Here is a 20,620-nt window from a genome sequence, read left to right as displayed (position 1 = left end):
TTGCGCTTCCCTGCCGGCATCCGTAATATACGCGGCCTGCACCGACGCAATCGCGGAAATGCAGAAGCAAAACGGGCGGTTAGCTCAGCGGTAGAGCACTACCTTGACATGGTAGGGGTCACAGGTTCGAACCCTGTACCGCCCACCACGAAGTCCTCGCAGGAGGGCTGTCGTGAACTGCAAAGCCCGGCCCTGGCGCCGGGTTTTTACGTAACAAGGCCAGTCTTCGGGCGGCAAGAACAAGATGGGCGGTTAGCTCAGCGGTAGAGCACTACCTTGACATGGTAGGGGTCACAGGTTCGAACCCTGTACCGCCCACCACCTGCTCCCGGCGTTGCCGGTGTAGCGGTGGAAACGATGAAAGCCGGCCCCGGGGCCGGCTTTTTTCGTTCCGGGGACAGTGCCCCGGTGTTTCCGCGAAGCCGCCCCCCTACCGGTTCAGTGGCGTGAAATCAGCGGGTGATGGTGATCGAACGCTGGATCTGCCAGTGGCCATCGACGCGCTCCCACAGCTGCGCCACACGTACCCGGGCCAGCGCAGCATGAGGGCTGCCGCCGTGGTCGCCTGCCGGTTGCTGGCTGCCCAGGCGCAGCACGCGATCCTGGCGCAGGTGATAGAGCTGCAGGGGCAGCGCTTCATGCGTGTCCTGCGGGCCCTCGGTGCTCAGGATCTGGCTGCGCAGGGCATCCTCGGTGGGCCCGCTGCCGTCGCCGAACAGGCTGGAGAACAGCAGGATCAGGGCAAGCATCGGCATGGCACGGTGCTCCAGCGGGAAAGTGCATGCAGGCTGGCATGGCCGGCCGGGCACCGCAGCCGGCCTGCGACGAAGGCGGGGATTGCGTCGCCAAAGGCAGGCAGGCGCCGATGAATCCGGGCCGCGCAGGCGTAGACTCGGCGCTACCGCGCAACCGCGCCATCACTGCAAGGAGCTGCCACATGAGCGATCACGTCCCGGTGTCCAGGCCCAATCCGTTCCTGGAACGCCTGTTCGGCGGCAACATGCTGGAAGGCACGTTCAAGGCAGTGATCTGGGTTGCGATCCTGTGCGCGCTGCTGGCGTGGACCACGCTGCGCTGAGCGACGCTACCGCGCGGGCTTCTCTGCTGATGCAGTGAATGCGGGTGCCGCCGCAAGGGTGCGGCGGCAGTGTCCGTGCGTGTGTCGTCAGGCGCTGAAGGCCTGGCGCAGGCTGCGCAGGGTCGCCTGGCGATGTTCCCGGGCCGTCGGTTCGCCCATCTCCAGCTCCTGCAGGCGCAGTCCGACCAGGGTCATCGACAGCGCATAGCCGCGTGCGGCGTCGGCAACGCGTGACAGGCCCACTGCACGGCGTGCCAGTGCGTTCACGTGTTCAAGGTCGGGCATCAGCCCCAGATAGACGCGCTCGGCGCTGTCCAGGTCGGGCGCGCGCAGGATCGCGTGGGCTTCGGTGGCGGGGGAGACGGAGGCCATGGGGGGTCCTTGTCCGTAGGGGGCACGCGCTCAGAAGGCGCGCATCAGGGAAACGAAGGCTGACGTCTGCGTGCCACGTCGTGCCATCGGGCTGTCCTTCACTGCATCACCGAACCACTGGTTGGCCACCACGCCGGTGGCGCGCCATTTCGTGCCCAGCGGCGTGCTGACCGCGATCTGCAGGCTCGGCGACGTGGTACTGCCCGGGCGGTAAGCGGCGAGGCCCGAGCGCAGGGCTTCTTCGTCGCTGATGCCGTAGTAGTAGTCGAGCAGCCGTGCACTGGAATGCACCACGCCCGCCCGCGGCACCCAGGTGAAGCGGCCCGCCTGGATCGGATAGCTGTAATGCAGGCGCGACTCGATACCACCACCATGGCCGGTGACTTCCCGCATCACGCTGGCCTCGACCATGCCCCAGTCGGCGCTGTACTCACCGTTGATCCCCGCCATGGCCGACATCTGCCGGCTGTGCAGGCGGCGCAGCTGCACATCGTTCACATCATCGGTCTTGAAGCGCAGCGTGTAGGGCGTGACCGCCGCCGACAGGCGCAGTCCCTGGCCCTTGTAGAGGTACATGCCCAGCGAGCCGGGGCTGGCGAAGAAACGCTCGCCCTGCCAGGCAACGGCCGGTACCACCAGCGGTTTGACGTCATAGTGCGCGTATGCGCCGGAGGTGGCGCCAGCGCTGATGCCGGCCTGCACGCCCGGATCCTGCCCGGCAGCATGGGTGAGCAGCGGCACGCCGAGGGCAGCGGTGAACAGCAGCGGGCGCAGCAGGGTCGGGGACAGCGACGGCATCGATCAGCCACGTTGCAGGGGATGGCTGCGCATGGTGACGGGGCAACATTGTCAGAACATTGCGCCCGCGCGTTCGGCATGCATGAGCGCAAAATCACGGCGCCAGGCACTATGATCGGCAGCGTTTCCGGTTGACGAGTCCCTGATGCGCATCCTCCTGGTCGAAGACGATCCTGATCTGTCCCGTGCCCTGCAGTCGGGCCTGGAGCGGCAGGGCGTGGTCGCCGACGTGGTCGGCAGCCTGGCCGAGGCCGCGCTCGCATTGCGCGAACCGGTGCACCAGCTGCTGCTGCTCGACCGTCAGCTGCCCGATGGCGATGGCGCCGGATTCGTCGCGACGGCGCGCGCGCTGCGGCCGAACCTGGCGGTGATCATGCTGACCGCCAAGGGCACGCTGTCGGACAAGGTCGAAGGCCTGGACGTCGGTGCCGATGACTATCTGGTCAAGCCGGTGGCGATCGAGGAACTGATGGCACGCATCCGCGCCGTTTCGCGCAGGCCTTCGGCGATGGTGACGCCAAGCCTGCGGCTGGGGCGGCTCGAGTTCGATTTCGAATCGCTGCAGGCACAGGTGGAGGGCCAGCCGCTGGCATTGCCACGGCGGCAGGTGCTGGTGCTGCAGGCGTTGGCAATGCGGCAGGGGCGCACGGTCACCCGCAGTGCGTTGGAGGCTGCGGTGTACGGCTTCGACGATGAGATCCAGTCCAATGCGCTCGACGCGCACATCTCCAAGCTGCGCAAGGCGCTGCAGCAGGCCGGTGCCGGCGTGGAGATCCATGTGATCCGGGGCGTCGGCTACCTGCTGGCGGAGGCCTGAGATGGCCCGTCCAATCCGTTCGATCACCCTTGGCCTGGCCTGGCGCCTGTTCCTGGCGCAGGCCTTTACCGTGCTGTTCGCGGTGGTCGCGCTGATCCTGACCTGGGGGGACAAGGACTCCTGGGGCATGGACATGTTCGTTGCCGAGGCCGTGGCCAAGGCGGTGCACAGCGAAGGCGGCCGCCTGGTGCTGGACCAGGCGCGCTGGGACAAGCTCGATGCCAACGCCGGCGGCAATCTCTGGTTCGCCGCTGTGGACGACAAGGGCATGTGGCTGGAGCGCGGCACCGTTCCGGCGATCCACGCGCCGCTGCTCGCCCGCCTGCCGACCGTGGGTGCCACTGAGCTGGGTTCGCTGGTACCGCCCTATCTGGACGTGGCGCGGGTCATGATCCGCAACGAGGATGGGCGCCGCATCACGGTGATGGTTGGTGGCGCACCCAAGGGCGGTCTGCTGGATGGCGCGCTGATGGTGTTGCGCCTGATCGGCCTGTGGTTCTTCCTGCCATTGATCGTCGTCACCCTGCTGGTGATGCCGACCGTGATCCACCGTGCGATGCGAGGCGTGCGCCGTTCCGCGCAGCAGGCCAAGGAACTGGACATCGGCCAGCCCGGTGCGCGCCTGGATGCGCAGCTGGTCTCCACGGAAGTGGCACCGCTGGTGGAAGCGTTCAACGACGCCATCGACAAAGTGCAGCAGGGCTATGCCGCGCGCGACAAGTTCCTCGCCGACGCCGCGCACGAGCTGCGCGTGCCGATCGCCGTGGTGCAGGCGCGCCTGTCGCAGCTGCCGCAGGGCGAGCTGAAATCGCAGCTGCTGACCGACGTGGCACGGCTGGGCAATGTTGCCGAGCACCTGCTCGACCTGCAGCGCCTGGACCGCAACGTGGGTGCATTGCAGCGGCTGGACCTGGCCCTGCTGGTGCGTGAAGCAGCGGCGGACCTGGCGCCGTTGGTGGTTGGCGCCGGTTATGGCTTCGAAGTGGATGCGCCGGAAGTGCCGGTGTGGATCCACGGTGACAGCCTGGCGCTGGGGCGGGTGATCGCCAACCTGGTACACAACGCGATCGTGCATGGCGGTGGCCGAGGCACCATCTGCGTGCGGCTGGATACGCGCGGGTTGCTGGAAGTCAGCGACCAGGGCGCGGGCATTCCGGTGGGCGACCGTGAGGCGATCTTCGAACCGTTCCATCGCCTGCGCGCGGCGGGCAGCGGTAGTGGCCTCGGCCTGCACCTGGTGAAGGAAATCGTGCAGCACCACGGTGGCTCGGTCAGTGTCGGCGAAGCCTCGGGGGGCGGCGCGAGCTTCCGGGTCAACTTCCATCGCGGCAGCGTTCGACGCTGACGCAGCTTCGGGGCAAGTCCCGATAGGCAACCTGCTGCCGGCGGCGGCAGGCTGGCTGCATGGCCGATGAGCGTTCCGCGTCTCCCTTGCTGGGCAGTGGCTCCGCTGCGGCGCTGACGCTGGGCGCGCTGGCCTGCGTGCAGCTGCCGCTGCTGCCGCCGCTGTGGGCCTGCACGCTGATGATCGTGCTCGGCAGCGCAGGGTGGGGGCTGCGCTGGCGCGGGCGTCTGCTTGCGGTCGTGCTGTTCGGTGTCGGCTGGACGGCGGTGCACGGGCACTGGGCGCTGCAGGAGCAGCTTCCACCGGGCCAGCCGCCACGGAATGTGGTGGTCAGTGGCCGGGTCATCGATCTGCCGGATCACGGCGCCGCGCACACCCGCTTCCTGCTTCAGGTCAATGAGAGCACCGACCTGCCATCACTGCGTGGCAAACGCCTGCAGGTCACCTGGAACGATGTCTGGCATGCGCGCGCTGCCGCCGACACCGGCCCTGGGCGGCACCAGGTCCGCGCCGGCGCGCAGTGGAATCTGGCCCTGCGCGTGCGTGCGCCGCGTTCGCGGATCAATCCCGGTGGTTTCGACGGTGAGCGCCATGCGTTGCTGCGAGGCGTGTCCGGCAGTGGGACAGTGCGGGCGCCGGCCAGCGCGCGTGAGCTGCAGGCCGCGCATGGCCTGCCAGCATGGCGTGAGCGCACCAGTGCCGCCATTGCCGCGCAGGTGGCCCATCCGGCCGCGCGCTTCGTGCAGGCGTTGGCATTGGGCGATACGCGTGGCCTGTCCGACAGTGATTGGGATCAGTTGCGGGCGCTGGGACTGACCCATCTGGTGGCCATTTCCGGGTTCCATGTTGGGGTGGTCGCGGGGCTGGGGGCGCTGCTGTGCCGGGGGCTGTGGTGGCTGTGCCCCCTGCTGGCCTGCCGTTGGCCACGTCCGCAGGCGGCGGCCTGCGCCGCGGCCCTGGCCGCAGCAGGCTACGCGCTGCTGGCCGGCGGTGAATTGCCGACCGTGCGCACTGCGCTGATGATCGGGTTGGTCGCACTGGCGCGCAGCGGGCGACGACCGCTCGGTCTCGTGCAGGGGCTTGCGCTGGCGGCGCTGGCGCTGCTGCTGCCGGCGCCCCTGGCGGTGCTGTCGGCGGGCTTCTGGCTCAGTTTCGGTGGCGTGTTGTGGCTGGTGTGGTGCCTGCCGCAGGGACGTCCGCGCGGGGTGGCCACCCACCTGCGCGGGTTCCTGGCCGCACAAGGGGTGGCCAGCGTCGGCCTGTTGCCGCTGGGCATCGCCTTGTTCGGGGGCACCGCCTGGCTGGGGCCGCTGGTGAACCTGCCGGTCATCCCGTGGTGGACCCTGCTGGTGGTGCCGCTGTCGCTGCTGGGCACCGCCCTGCAGGTGCTGCGTGACGGGGGCGGGCGCTGGGCGTGGCGTGCGGCGGCGTGGCTGTTCGAGATCAGCTGGCAGGCCCTGCAGCCACTGGCGGCGCATCCGCAGGCGATGTGGTGGCTGGCCGAGGCGCCGGCCTGGGCCGTGCCGGCGGCGCTGCTGGGCGTGTTCTGGTGGCTGCTGCCACGCGGTGCCGGGGGCGGGCTGGCTGGCCTGCTGCTGTGCCTGCCGCTGCTGTGGCCGGCGCGTGAGCGCCCGGCCGAGGGGGAGCTGGAGCTGCTGGTGCATGACGTCGGCCAGGGAACGGCGGTGTTGCTGCGTACCGCGCGGCATGCGCTCTGGTATGACGTGGGGCCGCCGAACGGGGGCGAGGGCAGTGAGCGGATCCTGGTTCCGTCACTGCGGGCGTTGGGCCAGGCTCCGCCCGAGCGGGTGCTGCTCAGCCACGACGATCTCGATCATGCGGGCAACCTGCCGCGCCTGCGTCTTCAGCTGCCGGGTCTGTCATTGCTGGCGCCGCCGGGCAGTACGATCGCCGGGGCCGGGCGTTGCCAGCGCGGCCTGCGCTGGCACTGGGACGGCGTCGATTTCCAGGTGCTGCACCCGGATGCCGGCAGCCAGCGGGCCGAAAACGAGGACAGCTGCGTGCTGCGCGTGGCCGCTGCCCATGGCGTGGTCCTGTTGCCGGGGGACATCGGCCGTCCGGCCGAACAGGCGCTGTTGCGGGCGTCTCCGGCGGCGCTGAAGGCGGATGTGGTGCTGGTGCCGCACCATGGCAGCGGCGGCAGCTCCAGCGCGCCCTGGGTGGCGGCGGTGTCCCCCCGGCTGGCGCTGGTCTCGGCCGGGCACCAGAACCGTTTCGGCCACCCGCGCCGGGACGTGGTCCGGCGCTGGCAGGCGCAGGGGGCCGAGGTGGTGTCCACCGTGGAGTCCGGTGCGATCCGCGTATGGCTTGGCGCACAAGGGCTGCAGCTGCGTGAACAGCGTATCCATGCATCCCGGTGGTGGGATGCCGCTGGGCGGGCGCGGTCGGCTGCTATCCTATCGCCGATCGAACAAGCGGCCGTTGGGCCGGAGGGTTGAAACGTGTGGGAACTGGTCAAGGCCGGTGGCTGGCCAATGGTGCCGCTGCTGCTGTTGGGCGTACTGGCTTTGGCGATCATCCTGGAGCGTTTCTGGTCCCTGCGGCGAACGGAGGTGCTGCCGCCTGGCCTCGGCCAGGAAGTGCGCAACTGGGCCGCGCGCGGCAAGCTTGACCCGGCGCACCTGCAGACCCTGCGCGCCAACTCGCCGTTGGGAGCGCTGCTGGCGGCCGCGCTGGAAGCCCGCAACCGCCCGCGCGACCAGATCCGCGAGCGCATCGAGGATACCGGTCGCCATCTGGTGCATCGCATGGAGCGTTTCCTCAACGCGCTGGGCACCATCGCTTCGGCCGGCCCGCTGCTGGGCCTGCTGGGCACCGTGATCGGCATGATCCAGATGTTCCTTGGCATCCTCGACCATGGCGTGGGTGATGTGAACCAGCTGGCCGGCGGTATCGGCAAGGCCCTGGTGTGCACCGCCACCGGCATGATCGTGGCCATCCCGGCACTGATGTTCCATCGCTACTTCAAGGGCCGCATCCACGGCTACGTGGTGGAGATGGAGCAGGAAGCCAGCGCCCTGCTGGACACGCTCGACGGTCGCCCGGGGGTGATGAACCCGTCCCCGTCGGCACGCCCGGCCAACGCCGCCACGGCGAAGGCCTGATCGATGCGTATCGGCAATGACCGATCCCAGGATGAGCCGCATATCGATCTGGTCCCGCTGATCGACGTCATCCTGGTGCTGATCATCTTCTTCGTGGTCACCACCACCTTCGATGCGCGCTCGACGTTGCAGGTGCAGCTGCCCACCGCCAGCCAGCAGCCCAACAACGAGCCGCCGCGTTCGCTCAGCGTGCTGATCAACGCCGAAGGCCGCTATTTCATCAATGATCAGGAAGTGCTGCGCAGCGATGTCGAGTCGGTCAAGCAGACCATCGCCGCCGTCGCCGGCAGTGATCGCAGCCAGCCCGTGCTGCTGCGCGCCGACGCGCGTACTCCCTACCAGGCCGTGGTGACTGCGCAGGACGCGCTCGGTCAGCTCGGTTTCCGTCGTATCGCCATTGCAACTGCGCCAGAGGTGCGTCCATGAGTTCCCATCACGCGCCGGTGTGGCCGATCTACAAACGTCTGCTGGGCTACACCCGCACCTACTGGGTGTTCATGGTGGGCGCGGTCATTGCCATGGTGGTCGAAGCCCTGGCCGGCTACCACTTCACCAAGCTGATGGAGCCGCTGGTCAACGAAGGTTTCGTCGATCCGCAGCCGCGCGCGGCCGTGGTGCTGCCGCTGACCATCCTCGGCCTGTTCCTGATGCGCAGCGTGGCCACCTGGGTCAGCGACTACACGCTGGCCAAGACCGGCCGCAGCGTGGTCCGCGACCTGCGTGAGCAGGTGCTGCAGAAGTACCTGCACCTGCCGTCGTCGCACTTCGATACCGAAGCGACGCCGGTGATGGTCAGCCGCCTCAACTTCGATACGGAACAGGTCACCCAGGCCAGCGCCGACGCGCTGAAGACCGTGGTGGCCGATACCCTCACCATCATCGCGATGCTGGCGGTGATGCTGCAGATGAGCGTCAAGGTCACCCTGGCGATGCTGGTGGTGGTGCCGCTGATCGGCGTGATCGTGTCCTACGTCGGCAAGCGCTACCGGCGCATCAGCCGCGGCATCCAGGACGGCATGGGCACGATGGCCCAGACCGCCGAGCAGTCGCTGGCCGCGCAGCAGGAAGTGAAGGTGCATGGCACCCAGCAGCACGAGATCTCGCGCTATTCGCGCCTGGCCAACCGCATGCTGGCGCTGAACATGAAGGTCGAGGTCACCCGCGCCGCCGCGTCCAGCGTGGTGCAGTTCCTGGCCGCACTGGCGCTGGCGGTGATCGTCTGGGTGTCGACCCGCGAAGCCCTCGCGGGCCGCCTCAATGCCGGCCAGTTCATGGGCCTGATGACCTCGATGATGGCCATCATTCCCTCACTGCGTCGCCTGACCAGCGTACAGACCTCGATTTCGCGCGGTGTTTCCGCCGCCGAGCGCCTGTTCGGCATCATCGACATGCCGGTGGAGCGTGACGAGGGCCAGCACCGCGTGCAGCGCGTGCGCGGCGAACTGGCGTTCGACCACGTCATGCTGCGCTACCGCGAAGACAGCGGCATTGCCCTGGATGACATCAGTTTCGTTGCCAGGCCGGGCACGGTGACGGCTATTGTCGGCCGTTCGGGCAGCGGCAAGACCAGCCTGATCCGGCTGGTGCCGCGTTTCTACGAGCCCAGCGGCGGTGTCATCACCCTCGATGGCGTGGCCCTGGACGACTACCCGCTGGCCGACCTGCGCCGCCAGGTGGCGATGGTCGGGCAGAAGGTCATGCTGTTCGACGACACCATCGCCGCCAACATCGCCTATGGCATGGAAGCGACCGACGAGCAGATCCGTGCGGCCGCCGAAGCTGCCAACGCCTGGGAGTTCATCGCACGCATGCCGCAGCAGCTGCAGACTCCGGTGGGTGAGAACGGCGCGCTGCTGTCCGGTGGCCAGCGCCAGCGCCTGGCGATTGCCCGCGCGATCCTGCGCGATGCTCCGATCCTGATCCTCGACGAAGCCACTGCGGCGCTGGACAACGAATCCGAGCGCCTGGTGCAGGATGCGCTGCAGCGCCTGATGCCGGAACGCACCACGCTGGTCATCGCGCACCGCCTGTCGACCATCGAGCATGCCGACCAGGTGCTGGTGATGGACCATGGCCGCATCGTTGAACGCGGCACCCACAAGGAGCTGCTCGAACTGGGCGGCCTGTACCAGCATCTGCACAGCATGCAGTTCCGCGAAAGGCAGGACTGATGGCCGGCAAGGGTACCCAGACCCCGCCGTACTGGTACGACGGCAGCCCGGTTCCGTGGACGATGCGCCTGCTGGCGCCCCTGTACGCAGGTGTCACCGCACTGCGCCGGCGCGCCTATCGGCGTGGCTGGCGCAAGCGCCACTCGCTGCCGGTGCCGGTCATCGTGGTCGGCAACATCACCGCCGGTGGTACCGGCAAGACGCCGCTGACCATTGCCCTGGTCGAGCGCCTGCGCGCGGCTGGCTGGAAGCCGGGCGTGGCCAGCCGCGGCTATGGTCGCGAAGACGCCGACAAACCGCTGTGGGTGCAGGCCGATACGCCAACCGCCAAGGGCGGTGACGAACCGGTGCTGATTGCCTGGAAGACCGGCGTGCCAGTGCGCGTGGACCGCGACCGTGTCGCCGCCGGCAAGGCGCTGATCGAGGCCGGCTGCGATGTGATCGTCTGCGACGACGGCCTGCAGCACTACCGCCTGGCGCGCGACATCGAGATAGAAGTGGTCGATGCGCAGCGTCGCTACGGCAATGGCCGGATGATTCCGGCCGGGCCGTTGCGCGAGCCGGTCAGCCGCGCCAGCGAATGCGATTTCCGGGTGGTCAACCTCGGCCAGGCCGATGAGGAAACCGCAGCCCAGGCCTGTGGCTTCGGCCAGTGGCCGATGGCGCTGCACATCGACAGTGCGCAGCCGCTGGCCGGTGGCCGCGCCCGCCCGCTGGCGTACTTCAAGGGCCAGCGCATGCACGCGGTGGCCGGCATTGCCCATCCCCAGCGCTTCTTCGACATGCTGCGCGCGCGCGGGATCGGCGTGGTGCCACATGCGTTCGCCGACCACCAGGCCTACCAGCCACAGGACCTGTCCTTCGGCAGCCAGCTGCCGGTATTGATGACCGAGAAGGACGCGGTGAAATGCCGTGCGTTCGGCAACGACTGGCACTACGCGGTTCCGCTGCGCGCCGAGCTGCCCGCGGCGTTCTGGGTGGCGCTGACCGATCGCCTGGACAAGCTGCGACCGAACTGAGTGGCGCGGCGGCGCTTGCATTCACGCGCCGCTGGCCGCATTCCCGTTGTAACGAGCCTGCCGAGTACCGCCCGCATGACCGAATTCGTTGTCGCCATCCCGGCCCGCTATGCCGCCTCGCGGCTGCCGGGCAAGCCGTTGCGCCCGCTGGGCGGCGAGCCGCTGGTGCTGCATGTGGCGCGCCGCGCGCTGCAGGCCGGTGCCCGTGAAGTCTGGGTGGCGACCGACGATCAGCGCATTGCCGATGCGCTGTCCGGGCTGTCCGAAGTGAAGGTGGCGATGACCGTGACCACGCACGCCTCCGGCACCGATCGCCTGGCCGAATGCGCGCGCATTGCCGGCTGGGCCGATGACACGGTGGTGGTCAACCTGCAGGGTGACGAGCCGTTCGCACCGGCGGCCGGCATCCGCGCGGTGGCCGATGCGCTGGTCGCTGGCAATGCGCCGATCTCGACCCTCGCCACGACCGTCGAGGACGCGCACACCCTGTTCGACCCGAACGTGGTGAAGCTGGTGCGCAACGTGCGCAACGAGGCGATGTACTTCAGCCGCGCGCCGATCGCCTGGCACCGCGACGGCTTCGCACGCAGCCGCGACACGCTGCCGGACGGCCACCACTGGTTGCGCCACATCGGCATCTACGGCTATCGCGCCGGCTTCCTGCAGCAGTTCGCGGCGATGCCGCCGGGCCAGCTGGAGCAGGTCGAATCGCTGGAGCAGCTGCGCGTGCTGGAAGCGGGCTACCCGATCAGCGTGGCGATCTCGCCCGAGCCGTTCCCGCCGGGCATCGACACGCCCGAGGACCTGGAGCGCGCCGAGGGACTGCTGCAGGCGATGGCGGCGCGATGAGGCTGCTGGTCGTCTGCCTCGGCAACATCTGCCGTTCGCCGATGGCCGAAGGGGCGCTGCGCGCACGCCTGGATGCCTCGCCGCTGGCCGGGCGGGTGCAGGTTGATTCGGCTGGCACTGGCGACTGGCACGTGGGCGAGCCGCCGGACCGCCGCGCGATCGCCTGCGCGGCCGGGCACGGCGTGGACATCGGCGGCCTGCGCGCACGCCAGCTGCAGGCCGTGGATTTCGACCGTTTCGACTGGATCCTGTGTGCCGACGAGGCGAACCTGCGTGATGCCGGGCGCCTGGCGTCGGCGGCGCAGCGTGAACGGCTGGCGTTGTACCTGCCCTGGTCGGGCGGGCAGGGGCGGGTAGCCATCCCTGATCCCTATACCGGCGGCAGCGATCATTTCGAACAGGTCTGGTCGCTGGTCGACGATGCTGCAAAACGTGCGGTGGCACGACTGTTGCATGACGCTGACTCCGGCATAATCGGGTCATGAACGTCCAGCCCGTCCCGGACCTGCCCGAGTTCGCCACCTGGCTCAATGCCACCCCCTGCACCCTGACCGAACTGCGCGGCCGGCCGGTCGCACTGCTGTTCGTCAATGCGGCCTCCGCCTGGAGTGCGCAACGCCTGGCCGAGTTCGGCCAATGGCTGTCGCGCCACCCCGGCAAGCTGCAGCCGCTGGTGCTGCAGGTGCCGCGCTTCGATTTCGAACGCGATGCCAGTGCCGCACTGAAGCTGCTGCGCCGCCAGGGCCTGGCCATGCCCGTGCTGCTCGATGCCGACTGGGATGGCTGGCGCCGCTTCGGCGTCACCGCCTGGCCGACCATGGTGCTGCTGGACGCGCAGGGCCGCGAGCAGCAGCGGCTGGTCGGGCAGGGAGCACCCGGTGAACTGGAGCGCGCCCTGAACGCGCTGTGCCAGGGCGCGCCTTCGGCGCCGCCGCGCGGCGGCAGCGAACTGCATCCGGAACCGCGCCAGGCGCTGCGTTTCCCGCTGGGGCTGGCGGTCAGCACCGAACGCCTGTACATCGCCGACAGTGGCCATCACCGCATTCTCGAATGCAGCCATGGCGGCCGCATCCTGCGCCAGTTCGGCCTCGGTACCGCCGATTTCATGGACGGCAACCTCGCCGAAGCGGCGTTCCACCGCCCGCAGGCGCTGGTGCTGGAGCGCGATTCGCTGTACGTCGCTGATACCGGCAACCACGCGGTGCGCCGCATCAACCTGCTGACCGGCATCGTCGACACGCTGTGTGGCAACGGGCGTCCCGGTGCGCCGGTGGAAGGTCCGGTGGCGCAGGCGCGGCAGGTCTCGCTGGACCATCCGGTCGGCCTGGCCATCGCCGACAACCAGCTGCACATCGCGATGGCCGGCGACAACCGTATCTGGAGTTACCACCTGGGCCAGCGCAGCCTGCAATGGCGCGCCGGCAGTGGTTCCATCGACGAGCGTGATGGCAGCGGCCACCTGGCTGCCTTTGCCCAGCCGACTGCGCTGGCCGTGGTGCAGCAGGTGCTGTACGTCGCCGACGCATTGGGATCCTCGATCCGTGCACTGCAGCTGCGAGGCGACCTGGTGCAGACGCTGGTCGGGCAGGGGCCCTGGCGCTTCGGCAGTGAAGACGGCCCGCGTGCGCAGGCCAGCCTGCAGTATCCGCAGGCGATCGCATTGAGCGCGGACGCTCCGCTGTTGTGGATTGCCGATACCGGCAACGGTCGCCTGCGCACGCTGCGCCTGGGCGGCGGTGAACTGACCACCCAGCCGCTGCCGCGCCGCCTGCATGGCCCGGCCGGCCTGGCGGTGGGGGCCGGTGCGGTGTGGATCGCCGAGACCGACGCCCATGCCGTGCTGCGATTCGATCCCGACAGTGGCGTGCTCAGCGAAGTCCCGATCAGCGAATGACCGACGTTCCCGCCCCGGCCTTCGACGGCAAGGCCTTCGCGGCCCAGCTCAGTACCGCCCCTGGCGTGTACCGCATGTACGCCGCCGACGACACCCTGCTGTACGTGGGCAAGGCCCGCGCGCTGCGCAACCGTGTCGGCAGCTATTTCAACGGCAGCCCGAAGAACGCGCGGATCATGTCGATGATCTCGCAGATCACGCGCATGGACGTGACCGTGACGCGCTCGGAAGCCGAGGCGTTGCTGCTGGAAAACCAGCTGATCAAGTCGCTGTCGCCGCGCTACAACGTCTCGCTGCGCGACGACAAGACCTATCCGCATGTGCTGCTGACCCGCGAGGATTGGCCGCGCATCGCGCTGCATCGCGGTCCGCGCGCCATCCCCGGGCGCTACTTCGGGCCGTATCCCGGCGTCACCGCCGTGCGCGAGACGCTGAACCTGATGCACAAGCTGTTCAAGCTGCGCAGCTGCGAGGACAGCGTGTTCCGCAACCGCTCGCGGCCGTGCCTGCAGTACCAGATCGGCCGCTGCAGCGCGCCCTGCGTGGAGCTGGTGCCGGCGCCGGACTACGCCGAATCGGTGCGTCGCGCCGCACTGTTCCTGGAAGGCAAGAGCGACGAGCTGACCCGCGAGCTGGGCGAGCAGATGCAGGCCGCCAGCGAGGCGCTGGAGTTCGAGCAGGCCGCACGCCTGCGCGACCTGATTTCCTCGCTGCGCAGCATGCAGACCCGCCAGTACGTGGACGGCCGCGCCGCCGACCTGGACGTGCTGGCGGTGGCCATGCAGGGCTCGCAGGCCTGCGTGCTGCTGCTGGCCTTCCGTGATGGCCGCAACCTCGGCACCCGCCCGTTCTTCCCGCGCACCAATGGCGAGGAAAGCCCGGAAGAGGTGCTTGCCGCCTTCGTCTCGCAGTACTACATCGAATTCGAGCCGCCGCGCGAGATCCTGCTGGACCGCGAGATTCCCGACGCCGACCTGCTGATCGCCGCGCTGTCGGCCTCAGCCGAGCGCAAGGTGCAGCTGAAGTGGAACGTGCGCGGCGAGCGCGCCGGCTATGTGGAACTGGCCAGCCGCAACGCGCAGCTGACCCTGGCCACTGAACTCAACAGCCGCAATGCGCAGCACGCGCGCAGCGATGCGCTGCGCGACATGCTGGGCCTGGCCGAGCCGGTCAAGCGGGTGGAGTGCTTCGACATCAGCCACACCCTGGGCGAAGCCACCGTGGCCTCGTGCGTGGTGTTCGACGCCGCCGGCCCGGTGCGCGCGCAGTACCGCCGCTTCAACATCAGCGGCATCGAGCCGGGCGACGACTACGCCGCCATGCGCCAGGCCATCGACCGCCGTTTCCGCCGCGCAGTGGAAGAGCAGGGCGTGCTGCCGGACGTGCTGCTGATCGACGGTGGCGCCGGCCAGCTGGCGCAGGCACAGGCCGCGCTGGCCGACCTGGGCGTGGAAGGCGTGCTGCTGGTGGGCGTAGCCAAGGGTGTGGAGCGCCGCGCCGGCCATGAAGCGCTGGTGATGCCCGACGGCCGCGAGCTGCGCCCCGGCGCGGCCAACCCGGCGCTGCAGTTCATCCAGCAGGTGCGCGACGAGGCGCACCGCTTCGCCATCACCGGCCACCGCGGCCGCCGCCAGAAGGCGCGGATGACCAGCAAGCTGGAGGACATCCCCGGCATCGGGCCGCGCCGCCGCGCCAGCCTGCTCAAGCATTTCGGCGGCCTGGTCGGCCTGAAAGCCGCTGGCGAAGCGGAAATCGCCAAGGTGGAAGGCATCAATGACGCCCTCGCGGCACGTATCTACGCTAACCTGCACGGGTTGGCCACGCCTGATGCGGCCGAGTAGAGAGAGAAGCACGCAAGCATGAAGTTGACCCTGCCCACCTGGCTGACGTTGTTGCGGATCGTGATGATCCCGGTGCTGGTGCTGGTGTTCTACCTGCCCTACACCTGGACCAACTTCGCTTCGGCGGCGATCTTCGGCCTGGCCGCGATCACCGACTGGCTCGACGGCTGGATCGCACGCCGTTACCAGCTGGAGTCGGCCTTCGGTGCCTTCCTCGACCCGGTCGCGGACAAGCTGATGGTGGCAGTGGCACTGTTCCTGATCGTGCAGGGCCACCCGACGCCGTGGATGGCGTTCTGGGCGGCGGTCATCGTCGGCCGTGAGATCGCGGTGTCGGCGCTGCGCGAGTGGATGGCCGAGCTGGGCCAGCGTGCCAAGGTGCGTGTAGCGATGATCGGCAAGGTCAAGACCACCGCGCAGATGGTTGCGCTGCTGTGCCTGCTGTATTCGGTGGCCCCGAACGTGCCGGTGGAAGACATCTGGATGGGCTGGCCGGTGTTCCACATCGGCGACTGGACCCTGGCGATTGCCGCCGTGCTGACGTTGTGGTCGGGCCTGCAGTACCTTCACGCCGCGTGGCCGAGCCTGCGCGATGACGAGCGCGCGGCGCGCGAGCGTGCGCGGCAGAAGAAGCTGGGCAACTGAGCGCCGGGGTCGGATCCCTTTCCGCAGGAAAGGGCTCTGACCCGATCGGTTCGCCTATCCACGCATGGCGTGGATCTACTGGAAATGCTGCATCCACGGATGATGCGGATCTATCGGTTTGCGCGGATGCTGCAGTAGATCCACGCCATGCATGGATACGCGGCGCCGGGCACCTCGCAGACCCTGAAAAAAAGCGCTTGACGCCATCCCTGGAACAGGTAGAATTTCGCCTCCCAAGCGGGAATAGCTCAGTTGGTAGAGCGCAACCTTGCCAAGGTTGAGGTCGCGAGTTCGAGTCTCGTTTCCCGCTCCAGATTCAAGAAAAACGCTCCCGCAAGGGAGCGTTTTTCGTTTGCGTCCAGGGCACTTCATCCCTGCTTCACCGCCACCCCATCGCCTCACCACGCGCGCTCGCGAAGCTGCATCTCCGTTCCAGTCCGGCGATGTCGCGATGCCTCATCAATCCTCCGCCTACGACCACGATGTGGTCATCGTCGGCGCCAGTTTCGCCGGTGCCGCCTGCGCGTTGGCCGCGGCCCAGTACGGCCTGCGTGTCTGCGTGCTTGAACGCAAGTCCGACCCCGGCGAACGCCTGCACACCACCGGCATCGTGGTGAAGGAGGCGATGGAGCAGACCTGGTTGGGACGCATGCCCGAACACCTGGTGCAACGCGTCGCGGATGTGCGTCTGTATGCGCCGAACCTGCGCAGCGTGTTGCTGGCAGCACCGGGCTATTACTTCCTCACCACCGATACGCCGAACCTGATGCGCTGGCTGGCCAGTGAGCTGCGCGCGAATGGCGTAGACCTTCGCCTGCAGCAGTCCTTCACCGACGCCCATGGCAATGGTGACGGCTGGCAGGTGGAAGGGGCGGGGCGGTGCGCCTATCTGGTCGGCGCCGATGGCGCGCGCTCACGCGTGGCCCGGCGCACTGGCCTCGGCCAGGTGCACGACAATCTCTACGGTGTCGAACGCGAGTTCGCCGGCCTGCAACTGCCGCAGGGTGATGCGTTGCATTGCTTCGTCAGCAAGCGCTATGCGCCGGGCTACATCGGCTGGGTGGCGCAGAATCCAACCAGCCTGCAGGTCGGGGTGGCGGTGCGCCATGACCCGGACCGGGTGCGGCCGCCAGATATCGATGGCTTCCTTGAGCACGTACGCGATGTGGTCGGCATTCCGCCCTCGGCGCGTCCTTCGGCCACCCGCGCCGGTCTGGTGCCGTGCGGCCGGCCGGCCGGCCCGATCAGCGGCCCTCGCCTGATCCTGACCGGTGACGCGGCGGGCATCGTCTCGCCGCTCTCGGCCGGCGGCATCCATTCCTCGTGGCGGCACGGCTGGGCGGTCGGCGAGGCGATTGCCCGCCATCTGCGTGGCCAAGGGCCGGACGCCGAACGGGTAGCACAACAGGTCGCCCCGGCCTTCCCCGGCAAGCGCCTGCTGCGCTGGGCGATGGATCACCTTCAGGCCGATTGGCCGCTCAATGCGCTGCTGCACACGGCTGCCACGCGGCGCATCGCCGAGCAGATCTACTTCCATCGCCGCGGCCTGCGCACGTGAAGGGAGCAGGCAGGGGCGCCTGAGCGCCGCCGCTGACGTCACGTGAAAATTCCTGTTGACGCCGTGCAGCAATATCGACACAATAGCGCTCCTTCGACGCAGGTCGAACGAAATCTGCGGGAATAGCTCAGTTGGTAGAGCGCAACCTTGCCAAGGTTGAGGTCGCGAGTTCGAGTCTCGTTTCCCGCTCCAAGTTATGATCTACGGACTTCCACTGACGTCTGTAAGTCGTTGAAAAGAGGAGCTTCGGCTCCTTTTTTCATTCCAGCGAAAGCCACGGAAATCCACTGACAGCCAGCGTTTTTGAGGCCAAAAACAAGGCCAAAGAATGCGGGTGGTGCCGGTTCCGGGTTGTTGCTGGGGTTGGATCGGGATGACAAGCAGCATCGGGCCTAAGTCCAAGACTTAGGAGCTTGATGATGACACTCTCTGATCTGACCGTGCGGCAAGCCAAGGCCGCCGAGAAAACGTACAGCATCCCCGACACCGATGGCCTCGGCCTGGTGGTCGCCCCCACCGGCGGCAAGTCGTGGCATTTGCGCTATTACTGGCTCGGCAAGCAAAAGCGCATCTCCCTGGGGAACTACCCCGAGATCGGTTTGCGCGAAGCGCGCACCTTGCGCGACGAAGCCCGGGCGCTTCTGGCAAAGGGCATCAACCCCCATACCGATCGCAAACAGAAGCGACACGCGGTCAAGCTTGCGGCCGACTACACCTTCAAGGCCGTCTTCGATGCGTGGGTCGAGCATCGCCGCAAGGAAATCAAGGAGGGCAGGAACAGCACGCTGTCGCAGATCCTGCGGATCTTCAACAAGGACGTGCTGCCCAGCCTCAAGCAGATGTCGATCTACGACATTCGCCGGCCCCAACTCCTGGGCGTCCTGGCGAGGATCGAGGAGCGCAAGGCGTTCACCACTGCCGAGAAGGTCCGCACCTGGCTGGGGCAGTTGTTCCGCTATGCCCTCGTCATCGTGGAGGGGCTGGAAGCCAATCCGGCCTCCGACCTGGACGTGGTGGCCGAGCCCAAGCCCCCGGTGAACCACAACCCCTACCTGCATCTTCGGGAGCTTCCCGAGTTCCTGCACAAGCTCAGGCTCTACAACCCTCGTGGTTGGCAGACCCAACTCGGCATCCGGCTGCTGTTCCTGACCGGCGTGCGTACCGGCGAGCTGCGGCTGGCGACCCCGGACCAGTTCGATCTCGACCGTGGCCTGTGGATCATCCCGCCGCAGATTGTCAAACAACTCCAGGACGAGATGCGCAAGGCCGGCAAGCGCCCGCAGGACGTTCCGCCCTACATCGTGCCGTTGTCCGTGCAGGCCATCGAGATCGTGCGCTACCTGTTGGGTGTGATGAAGCCGGCCCAGGTCCATCTGCTCACGCACCGCAGCGAACTCAAGAAGCGCATCAGCGAGAACACCCTCAACGCGGCCTTGAAACGAATGGGCTACGAGGATCAACTGACCGGGCACGGCATCCGCGGAACCATCTCGACGGCGCTCAACGAGATCGGCTATCCCAAGATTTGGGTGGACGCGCAGCTTTCGCACTCGGACCCGAACAAGGTGAGTTCGGCCTACAACCACGCCAAGTATGTTGAGCCGCGCCGTCGGATGATGCAGGACTGGGCGGATCGCCTCGACTTACTCGAACAGGGCCAGGTCGAAGCGGCCAGCGCCCACCTCACCATCCATATCGAGGGCGTGCCAGCCATCGCAGGGGAGGACAACCCCGACGCCATCGTTGCAGGCACTTCTGCGGCTTCGGCTCCGCCCGTGGTGGTCACCCCCATTGTCGTGACGCCAAACGACGCGGGAATCACCTTCCAGCGGCTGTCGCAGGTGCCACCGCCCCCGACGCGTGCGCCGGCGCCGGCGCCGGAAGTATCCGCCATCCAGCGCGAGCGCGAGGAAATGCTCGCCATCTACGAATCGCCGAGCAGTTTGCCGGTTCCGCTGTTCGGTAAGCTGGCCGGAAAGTCCAAGGACCAGATAAACCGCGAGCTGAAGGCGGGCAAACTGCTGTCCATCAGCTTGGGCAATCGCGGGCAACGTGTGCCCGACTGGCAACTGGTGCCGCTCAAGCACAAACTGGCCCAGGTGCTCATGAACCAGTGTCCGCACGCGGATTCGTGGGACTTGTACCGGATGCTGACCCGCGTACACCCGGATCTGGGTGATCGCGCGGCCATCGACATCGTGACACCCGGAAATTTGGGCATGGTCGTGCGGGTCATCGCGGGCACCCAGCAGCAGCCAAACAGGCCCGGACCTGATTCGTCTGCGCAAGGTATTCCAGAGGAGATTCGCCAGCGCATTCAACGGTTGCTAAATGATGCGGCAATGCTCGAAAGTGCCTGACGCTGGCCGACGGCCAAAGATGGATGCTTTGGCCGTCGGAAGTGAGCTACAGGATGCGGGCCTTTGCAGTCCGCAGCGCATACGGCGCGGCGCGATGAGGCGTGCGGCCATCCTGAAGGCCATAGCCTTCTGAGCGCCTACAACCGGACTGAGTCAGCCCCTACGTCGTCCCAGAATGTAGTGGTCGTATTAGTGAGCGCGCCGCAGTAATTACCGAGAAGTAATGGGGTAAGGCATCGGGACTGCATCACTGGTCCTCGGGGACGGCAGAGACCCACTTGGTTGCTCCGCGTATCGGACCAGCGCGTACGTCGGCAGGAAATCTATCCGCGCCATGAATTCAGTGATGGTGAAGCAATGTTGGCGGCGGGTCTGGCCGGCTGCGGCATCATGCAGATGCCGACATGGCTGGTGGCCGAAGATATACGGCAGGGGCGCTTGATCCCCTTGCTGCCGGACTGGGCAGGTGGTGAGATGCCTATCCATGCAGTGTGGCCGCAATCGCGTTACCTGCAACCCAAGGTTCGGGCTGTCATAGAAATGCTGACGATTCTGTCTGAACGGCCGGGGTCAGGTTTTGTTCCCTGATATGGCTCGTCACTGCCAAGCGGTTAGTCGTGCCTCCGCGCCTTCGGCCAGTTCTTACGCCGGCTAAAGCGCATGTGTCGAATGGTTATTCGCTCGGGTGCCGATAGGCCGCACCGGAAACGGCAGGGCCTTGGTTATGAGACCCTGCCGCGTTGCAACG

The 20,620-nt window shown here is 67.6% G+C and carries 18 protein-coding genes, 4 tRNA genes and 1 pseudogene; 20 read left to right on the top strand and 3 right to left on the bottom strand.

What is annotated here, in order from left to right; all coding sequences use genetic code 11:
• Window positions 1–73: 73 nt before the first annotated feature.
• Window positions 74–148: transfer RNA gene (locus tag BKE09_RS03705), tRNA-Val, on the top strand.
• Between the two features lie 98 nt (window positions 149–246).
• A tRNA-Val gene (locus tag BKE09_RS03700) sits at window positions 247–321 on the top strand.
• A gap of 131 nt (window positions 322–452) precedes the next feature.
• Here the strand turns inward: BKE09_RS03700 and BKE09_RS03695 are convergent.
• Window positions 453–755: a hypothetical protein gene (locus BKE09_RS03695; RefSeq protein ID WP_075674850.1), complete on the bottom strand. Its 303-nt coding sequence runs from the start codon at window positions 753–755 to the stop codon at window positions 453–455.
• A 182-nt stretch (window positions 756–937) separates the two neighbouring features.
• Here BKE09_RS03695 and BKE09_RS23480 point away from each other — a divergent pair, with 182 nt between their 5' ends.
• Window positions 938–1,078: a hypothetical protein gene (locus BKE09_RS23480; protein ID WP_162838510.1), complete on the top strand. Its 141-nt coding sequence runs from the start codon at window positions 938–940 to the stop codon at window positions 1,076–1,078.
• Between the two features lie 87 nt (window positions 1,079–1,165).
• Here BKE09_RS23480 and BKE09_RS03690 read toward each other — a convergent pair whose 3' ends face one another.
• The gene (locus BKE09_RS03690) at window positions 1,166–1,450 is read right to left on the bottom strand and encodes a hypothetical protein (RefSeq protein ID WP_014036615.1); all 285 of its coding nucleotides are present in this window, start codon (window positions 1,448–1,450) and stop codon (window positions 1,166–1,168) included.
• 30 nt (window positions 1,451–1,480) lie between these two features.
• On the bottom strand, window positions 1,481–2,248 hold the full coding sequence (locus BKE09_RS03685) for a MipA/OmpV family protein (RefSeq protein WP_075674849.1): 768 nt from the start codon (window positions 2,246–2,248) through the stop codon (window positions 1,481–1,483).
• Window positions 2,249–2,393: 145 nt separating this feature from the next.
• Between BKE09_RS03685 and BKE09_RS03680 the strand changes: the two genes are divergently transcribed.
• The 17 genes and pseudogenes from BKE09_RS03680 to BKE09_RS03600 form a co-directional block, all read left to right on the top strand.
• Window positions 2,394–3,065, top strand: a complete 672-nt coding sequence (locus BKE09_RS03680; RefSeq protein WP_005415973.1) for a response regulator transcription factor — start codon at window positions 2,394–2,396, stop codon at window positions 3,063–3,065.
• Window position 3,066: 1 nt separating this feature from the next.
• Complete coding sequence (locus tag BKE09_RS03675; protein WP_075674848.1) at window positions 3,067–4,410, top strand: HAMP domain-containing sensor histidine kinase; 1,344 nt, start codon at window positions 3,067–3,069, stop codon at window positions 4,408–4,410.
• Window positions 4,411–4,469: 59 nt separating this feature from the next.
• Window positions 4,470–6,869: a DNA internalization-related competence protein ComEC/Rec2 gene (locus BKE09_RS03670; RefSeq protein WP_075674847.1), complete on the top strand. Its 2,400-nt coding sequence runs from the start codon at window positions 4,470–4,472 to the stop codon at window positions 6,867–6,869.
• A 3-nt stretch (window positions 6,870–6,872) separates the two neighbouring features.
• Window positions 6,873–7,535 (top strand): MotA/TolQ/ExbB proton channel family protein, encoded by a 663-nt coding sequence (locus tag BKE09_RS03665; RefSeq protein ID WP_014036619.1) that lies wholly within the window; start codon window positions 6,873–6,875, stop codon window positions 7,533–7,535.
• A 3-nt stretch (window positions 7,536–7,538) separates the two neighbouring features.
• Window positions 7,539–7,961 (top strand): biopolymer transporter ExbD, encoded by a 423-nt coding sequence (locus BKE09_RS03660; RefSeq protein ID WP_014036620.1) that lies wholly within the window; start codon window positions 7,539–7,541, stop codon window positions 7,959–7,961.
• Window positions 7,958–9,706, top strand: coding sequence for a lipid A export permease/ATP-binding protein MsbA (msbA, locus tag BKE09_RS03655; protein ID WP_075674846.1), 1,749 nt, complete (start codon window positions 7,958–7,960; stop codon window positions 9,704–9,706). The genes BKE09_RS03660 and msbA overlap by 4 nt, the downstream gene beginning before the upstream one ends.
• Window positions 9,706–10,725: a tetraacyldisaccharide 4'-kinase gene (gene lpxK, locus BKE09_RS03650; RefSeq protein ID WP_075674845.1), complete on the top strand. Its 1,020-nt coding sequence runs from the start codon at window positions 9,706–9,708 to the stop codon at window positions 10,723–10,725. Before msbA ends, lpxK begins: the two co-directional genes overlap by 1 nt.
• Before the next feature lie 75 nt (window positions 10,726–10,800).
• Window positions 10,801–11,574 carry a 3-deoxy-manno-octulosonate cytidylyltransferase gene (gene kdsB / locus BKE09_RS03645; protein ID WP_075674844.1) on the top strand — a complete coding sequence of 258 codons (774 nt, stop codon included), beginning with the start codon at window positions 10,801–10,803 and terminating at the stop codon, window positions 11,572–11,574.
• The gene (locus BKE09_RS03640) at window positions 11,571–12,059 is read left to right on the top strand and encodes a low molecular weight protein-tyrosine-phosphatase (protein WP_075674843.1); all 489 of its coding nucleotides are present in this window, start codon (window positions 11,571–11,573) and stop codon (window positions 12,057–12,059) included. The genes kdsB and BKE09_RS03640 overlap by 4 nt, the downstream gene beginning before the upstream one ends.
• Window positions 12,056–13,468, top strand: coding sequence for a hypothetical protein (locus tag BKE09_RS03635; RefSeq protein WP_014036625.1), 1,413 nt, complete (start codon window positions 12,056–12,058; stop codon window positions 13,466–13,468). The genes BKE09_RS03640 and BKE09_RS03635 overlap by 4 nt, the downstream gene beginning before the upstream one ends.
• On the top strand, window positions 13,465–15,309 hold the full coding sequence (gene uvrC / locus BKE09_RS03630) for an excinuclease ABC subunit UvrC (RefSeq protein ID WP_075674842.1): 1,845 nt from the start codon (window positions 13,465–13,467) through the stop codon (window positions 15,307–15,309). The genes BKE09_RS03635 and uvrC overlap by 4 nt, the downstream gene beginning before the upstream one ends.
• 18 nt (window positions 15,310–15,327) lie before the next feature.
• Window positions 15,328–15,954, top strand: coding sequence for a CDP-diacylglycerol--glycerol-3-phosphate 3-phosphatidyltransferase (gene pgsA / locus BKE09_RS03625; protein ID WP_012510614.1), 627 nt, complete (start codon window positions 15,328–15,330; stop codon window positions 15,952–15,954).
• A gap of 237 nt (window positions 15,955–16,191) precedes the next feature.
• Window positions 16,192–16,267 (top strand) — tRNA-Gly (locus BKE09_RS03620).
• A gap of 138 nt (window positions 16,268–16,405) precedes the next feature.
• Window positions 16,406–17,512 (top strand): NAD(P)/FAD-dependent oxidoreductase, encoded by a 1,107-nt coding sequence (locus BKE09_RS03615; protein ID WP_075674841.1) that lies wholly within the window; start codon window positions 16,406–16,408, stop codon window positions 17,510–17,512.
• Between the two features lie 116 nt (window positions 17,513–17,628).
• Window positions 17,629–17,704, top strand: a tRNA-Gly gene (locus tag BKE09_RS03610).
• 227 nt (window positions 17,705–17,931) lie between these two features.
• Window positions 17,932–19,872, top strand: coding sequence for an integrase arm-type DNA-binding domain-containing protein (locus BKE09_RS03605; RefSeq protein WP_016445090.1), 1,941 nt, complete (start codon window positions 17,932–17,934; stop codon window positions 19,870–19,872).
• Between the two features lie 243 nt (window positions 19,873–20,115).
• Window positions 20,116–20,460 (top strand): annotated as a pseudogene (locus BKE09_RS03600) (LysR substrate-binding domain-containing protein); the annotation flags it as partial.
• Window positions 20,461–20,620 lie beyond the last annotated feature (160 nt).

It is taken from the genome of Stenotrophomonas sp. TD3, from assembly GCF_001939825.1.
Classification (GTDB): Bacteria; Pseudomonadota; Gammaproteobacteria; order Xanthomonadales; family Xanthomonadaceae; genus Stenotrophomonas.
This window is presented reverse-complemented; position numbering and strand designations above follow the sequence as displayed.

What these genes read in the sequence shown, in the direction of transcription:
- BKE09_RS03695 (WP_075674850.1), bottom strand. Translation starts at nt 755, where the DNA reads ATGCCGATGCTTGCCCTGATCCTGCTGTTCTCCAGCCTGTTCGGCGAC.
- BKE09_RS23480 (WP_162838510.1), top strand. Translation starts at nt 938, where the DNA reads ATGAGCGATCACGTCCCGGTGTCCAGGCCCAATCCGTTCCTGGAACGC.
- BKE09_RS03690 (WP_014036615.1), bottom strand. Translation starts at nt 1,450, where the DNA reads ATGGCCTCCGTCTCCCCCGCCACCGAAGCCCACGCGATCCTGCGCGCG.
- BKE09_RS03685 (WP_075674849.1), bottom strand. Translation starts at nt 2,248, where the DNA reads ATGCCGTCGCTGTCCCCGACCCTGCTGCGCCCGCTGCTGTTCACCGCT.
- BKE09_RS03680 (WP_005415973.1), top strand. Translation starts at nt 2,394, where the DNA reads ATGCGCATCCTCCTGGTCGAAGACGATCCTGATCTGTCCCGTGCCCTG.
- BKE09_RS03675 (WP_075674848.1), top strand. Translation starts at nt 3,067, where the DNA reads ATGGCCCGTCCAATCCGTTCGATCACCCTTGGCCTGGCCTGGCGCCTG.
- BKE09_RS03670 (WP_075674847.1), top strand. Translation starts at nt 4,470, where the DNA reads ATGGCCGATGAGCGTTCCGCGTCTCCCTTGCTGGGCAGTGGCTCCGCT.
- BKE09_RS03660 (WP_014036620.1), top strand. Translation starts at nt 7,539, where the DNA reads ATGCGTATCGGCAATGACCGATCCCAGGATGAGCCGCATATCGATCTG.
- msbA (WP_075674846.1), top strand. Translation starts at nt 7,958, where the DNA reads ATGAGTTCCCATCACGCGCCGGTGTGGCCGATCTACAAACGTCTGCTG.
- lpxK (WP_075674845.1), top strand. Translation starts at nt 9,706, where the DNA reads ATGGCCGGCAAGGGTACCCAGACCCCGCCGTACTGGTACGACGGCAGC.
- kdsB (WP_075674844.1), top strand. Translation starts at nt 10,801, where the DNA reads ATGACCGAATTCGTTGTCGCCATCCCGGCCCGCTATGCCGCCTCGCGG.
- BKE09_RS03640 (WP_075674843.1), top strand. Translation starts at nt 11,571, where the DNA reads ATGAGGCTGCTGGTCGTCTGCCTCGGCAACATCTGCCGTTCGCCGATG.
- BKE09_RS03635 (WP_014036625.1), top strand. Translation starts at nt 12,056, where the DNA reads ATGAACGTCCAGCCCGTCCCGGACCTGCCCGAGTTCGCCACCTGGCTC.
- uvrC (WP_075674842.1), top strand. Translation starts at nt 13,465, where the DNA reads ATGACCGACGTTCCCGCCCCGGCCTTCGACGGCAAGGCCTTCGCGGCC.
- pgsA (WP_012510614.1), top strand. Translation starts at nt 15,328, where the DNA reads ATGAAGTTGACCCTGCCCACCTGGCTGACGTTGTTGCGGATCGTGATG.
- BKE09_RS03615 (WP_075674841.1), top strand. Translation starts at nt 16,406, where the DNA reads ATGCCTCATCAATCCTCCGCCTACGACCACGATGTGGTCATCGTCGGC.
- BKE09_RS03605 (WP_016445090.1), top strand. Translation starts at nt 17,932, where the DNA reads ATGACACTCTCTGATCTGACCGTGCGGCAAGCCAAGGCCGCCGAGAAA.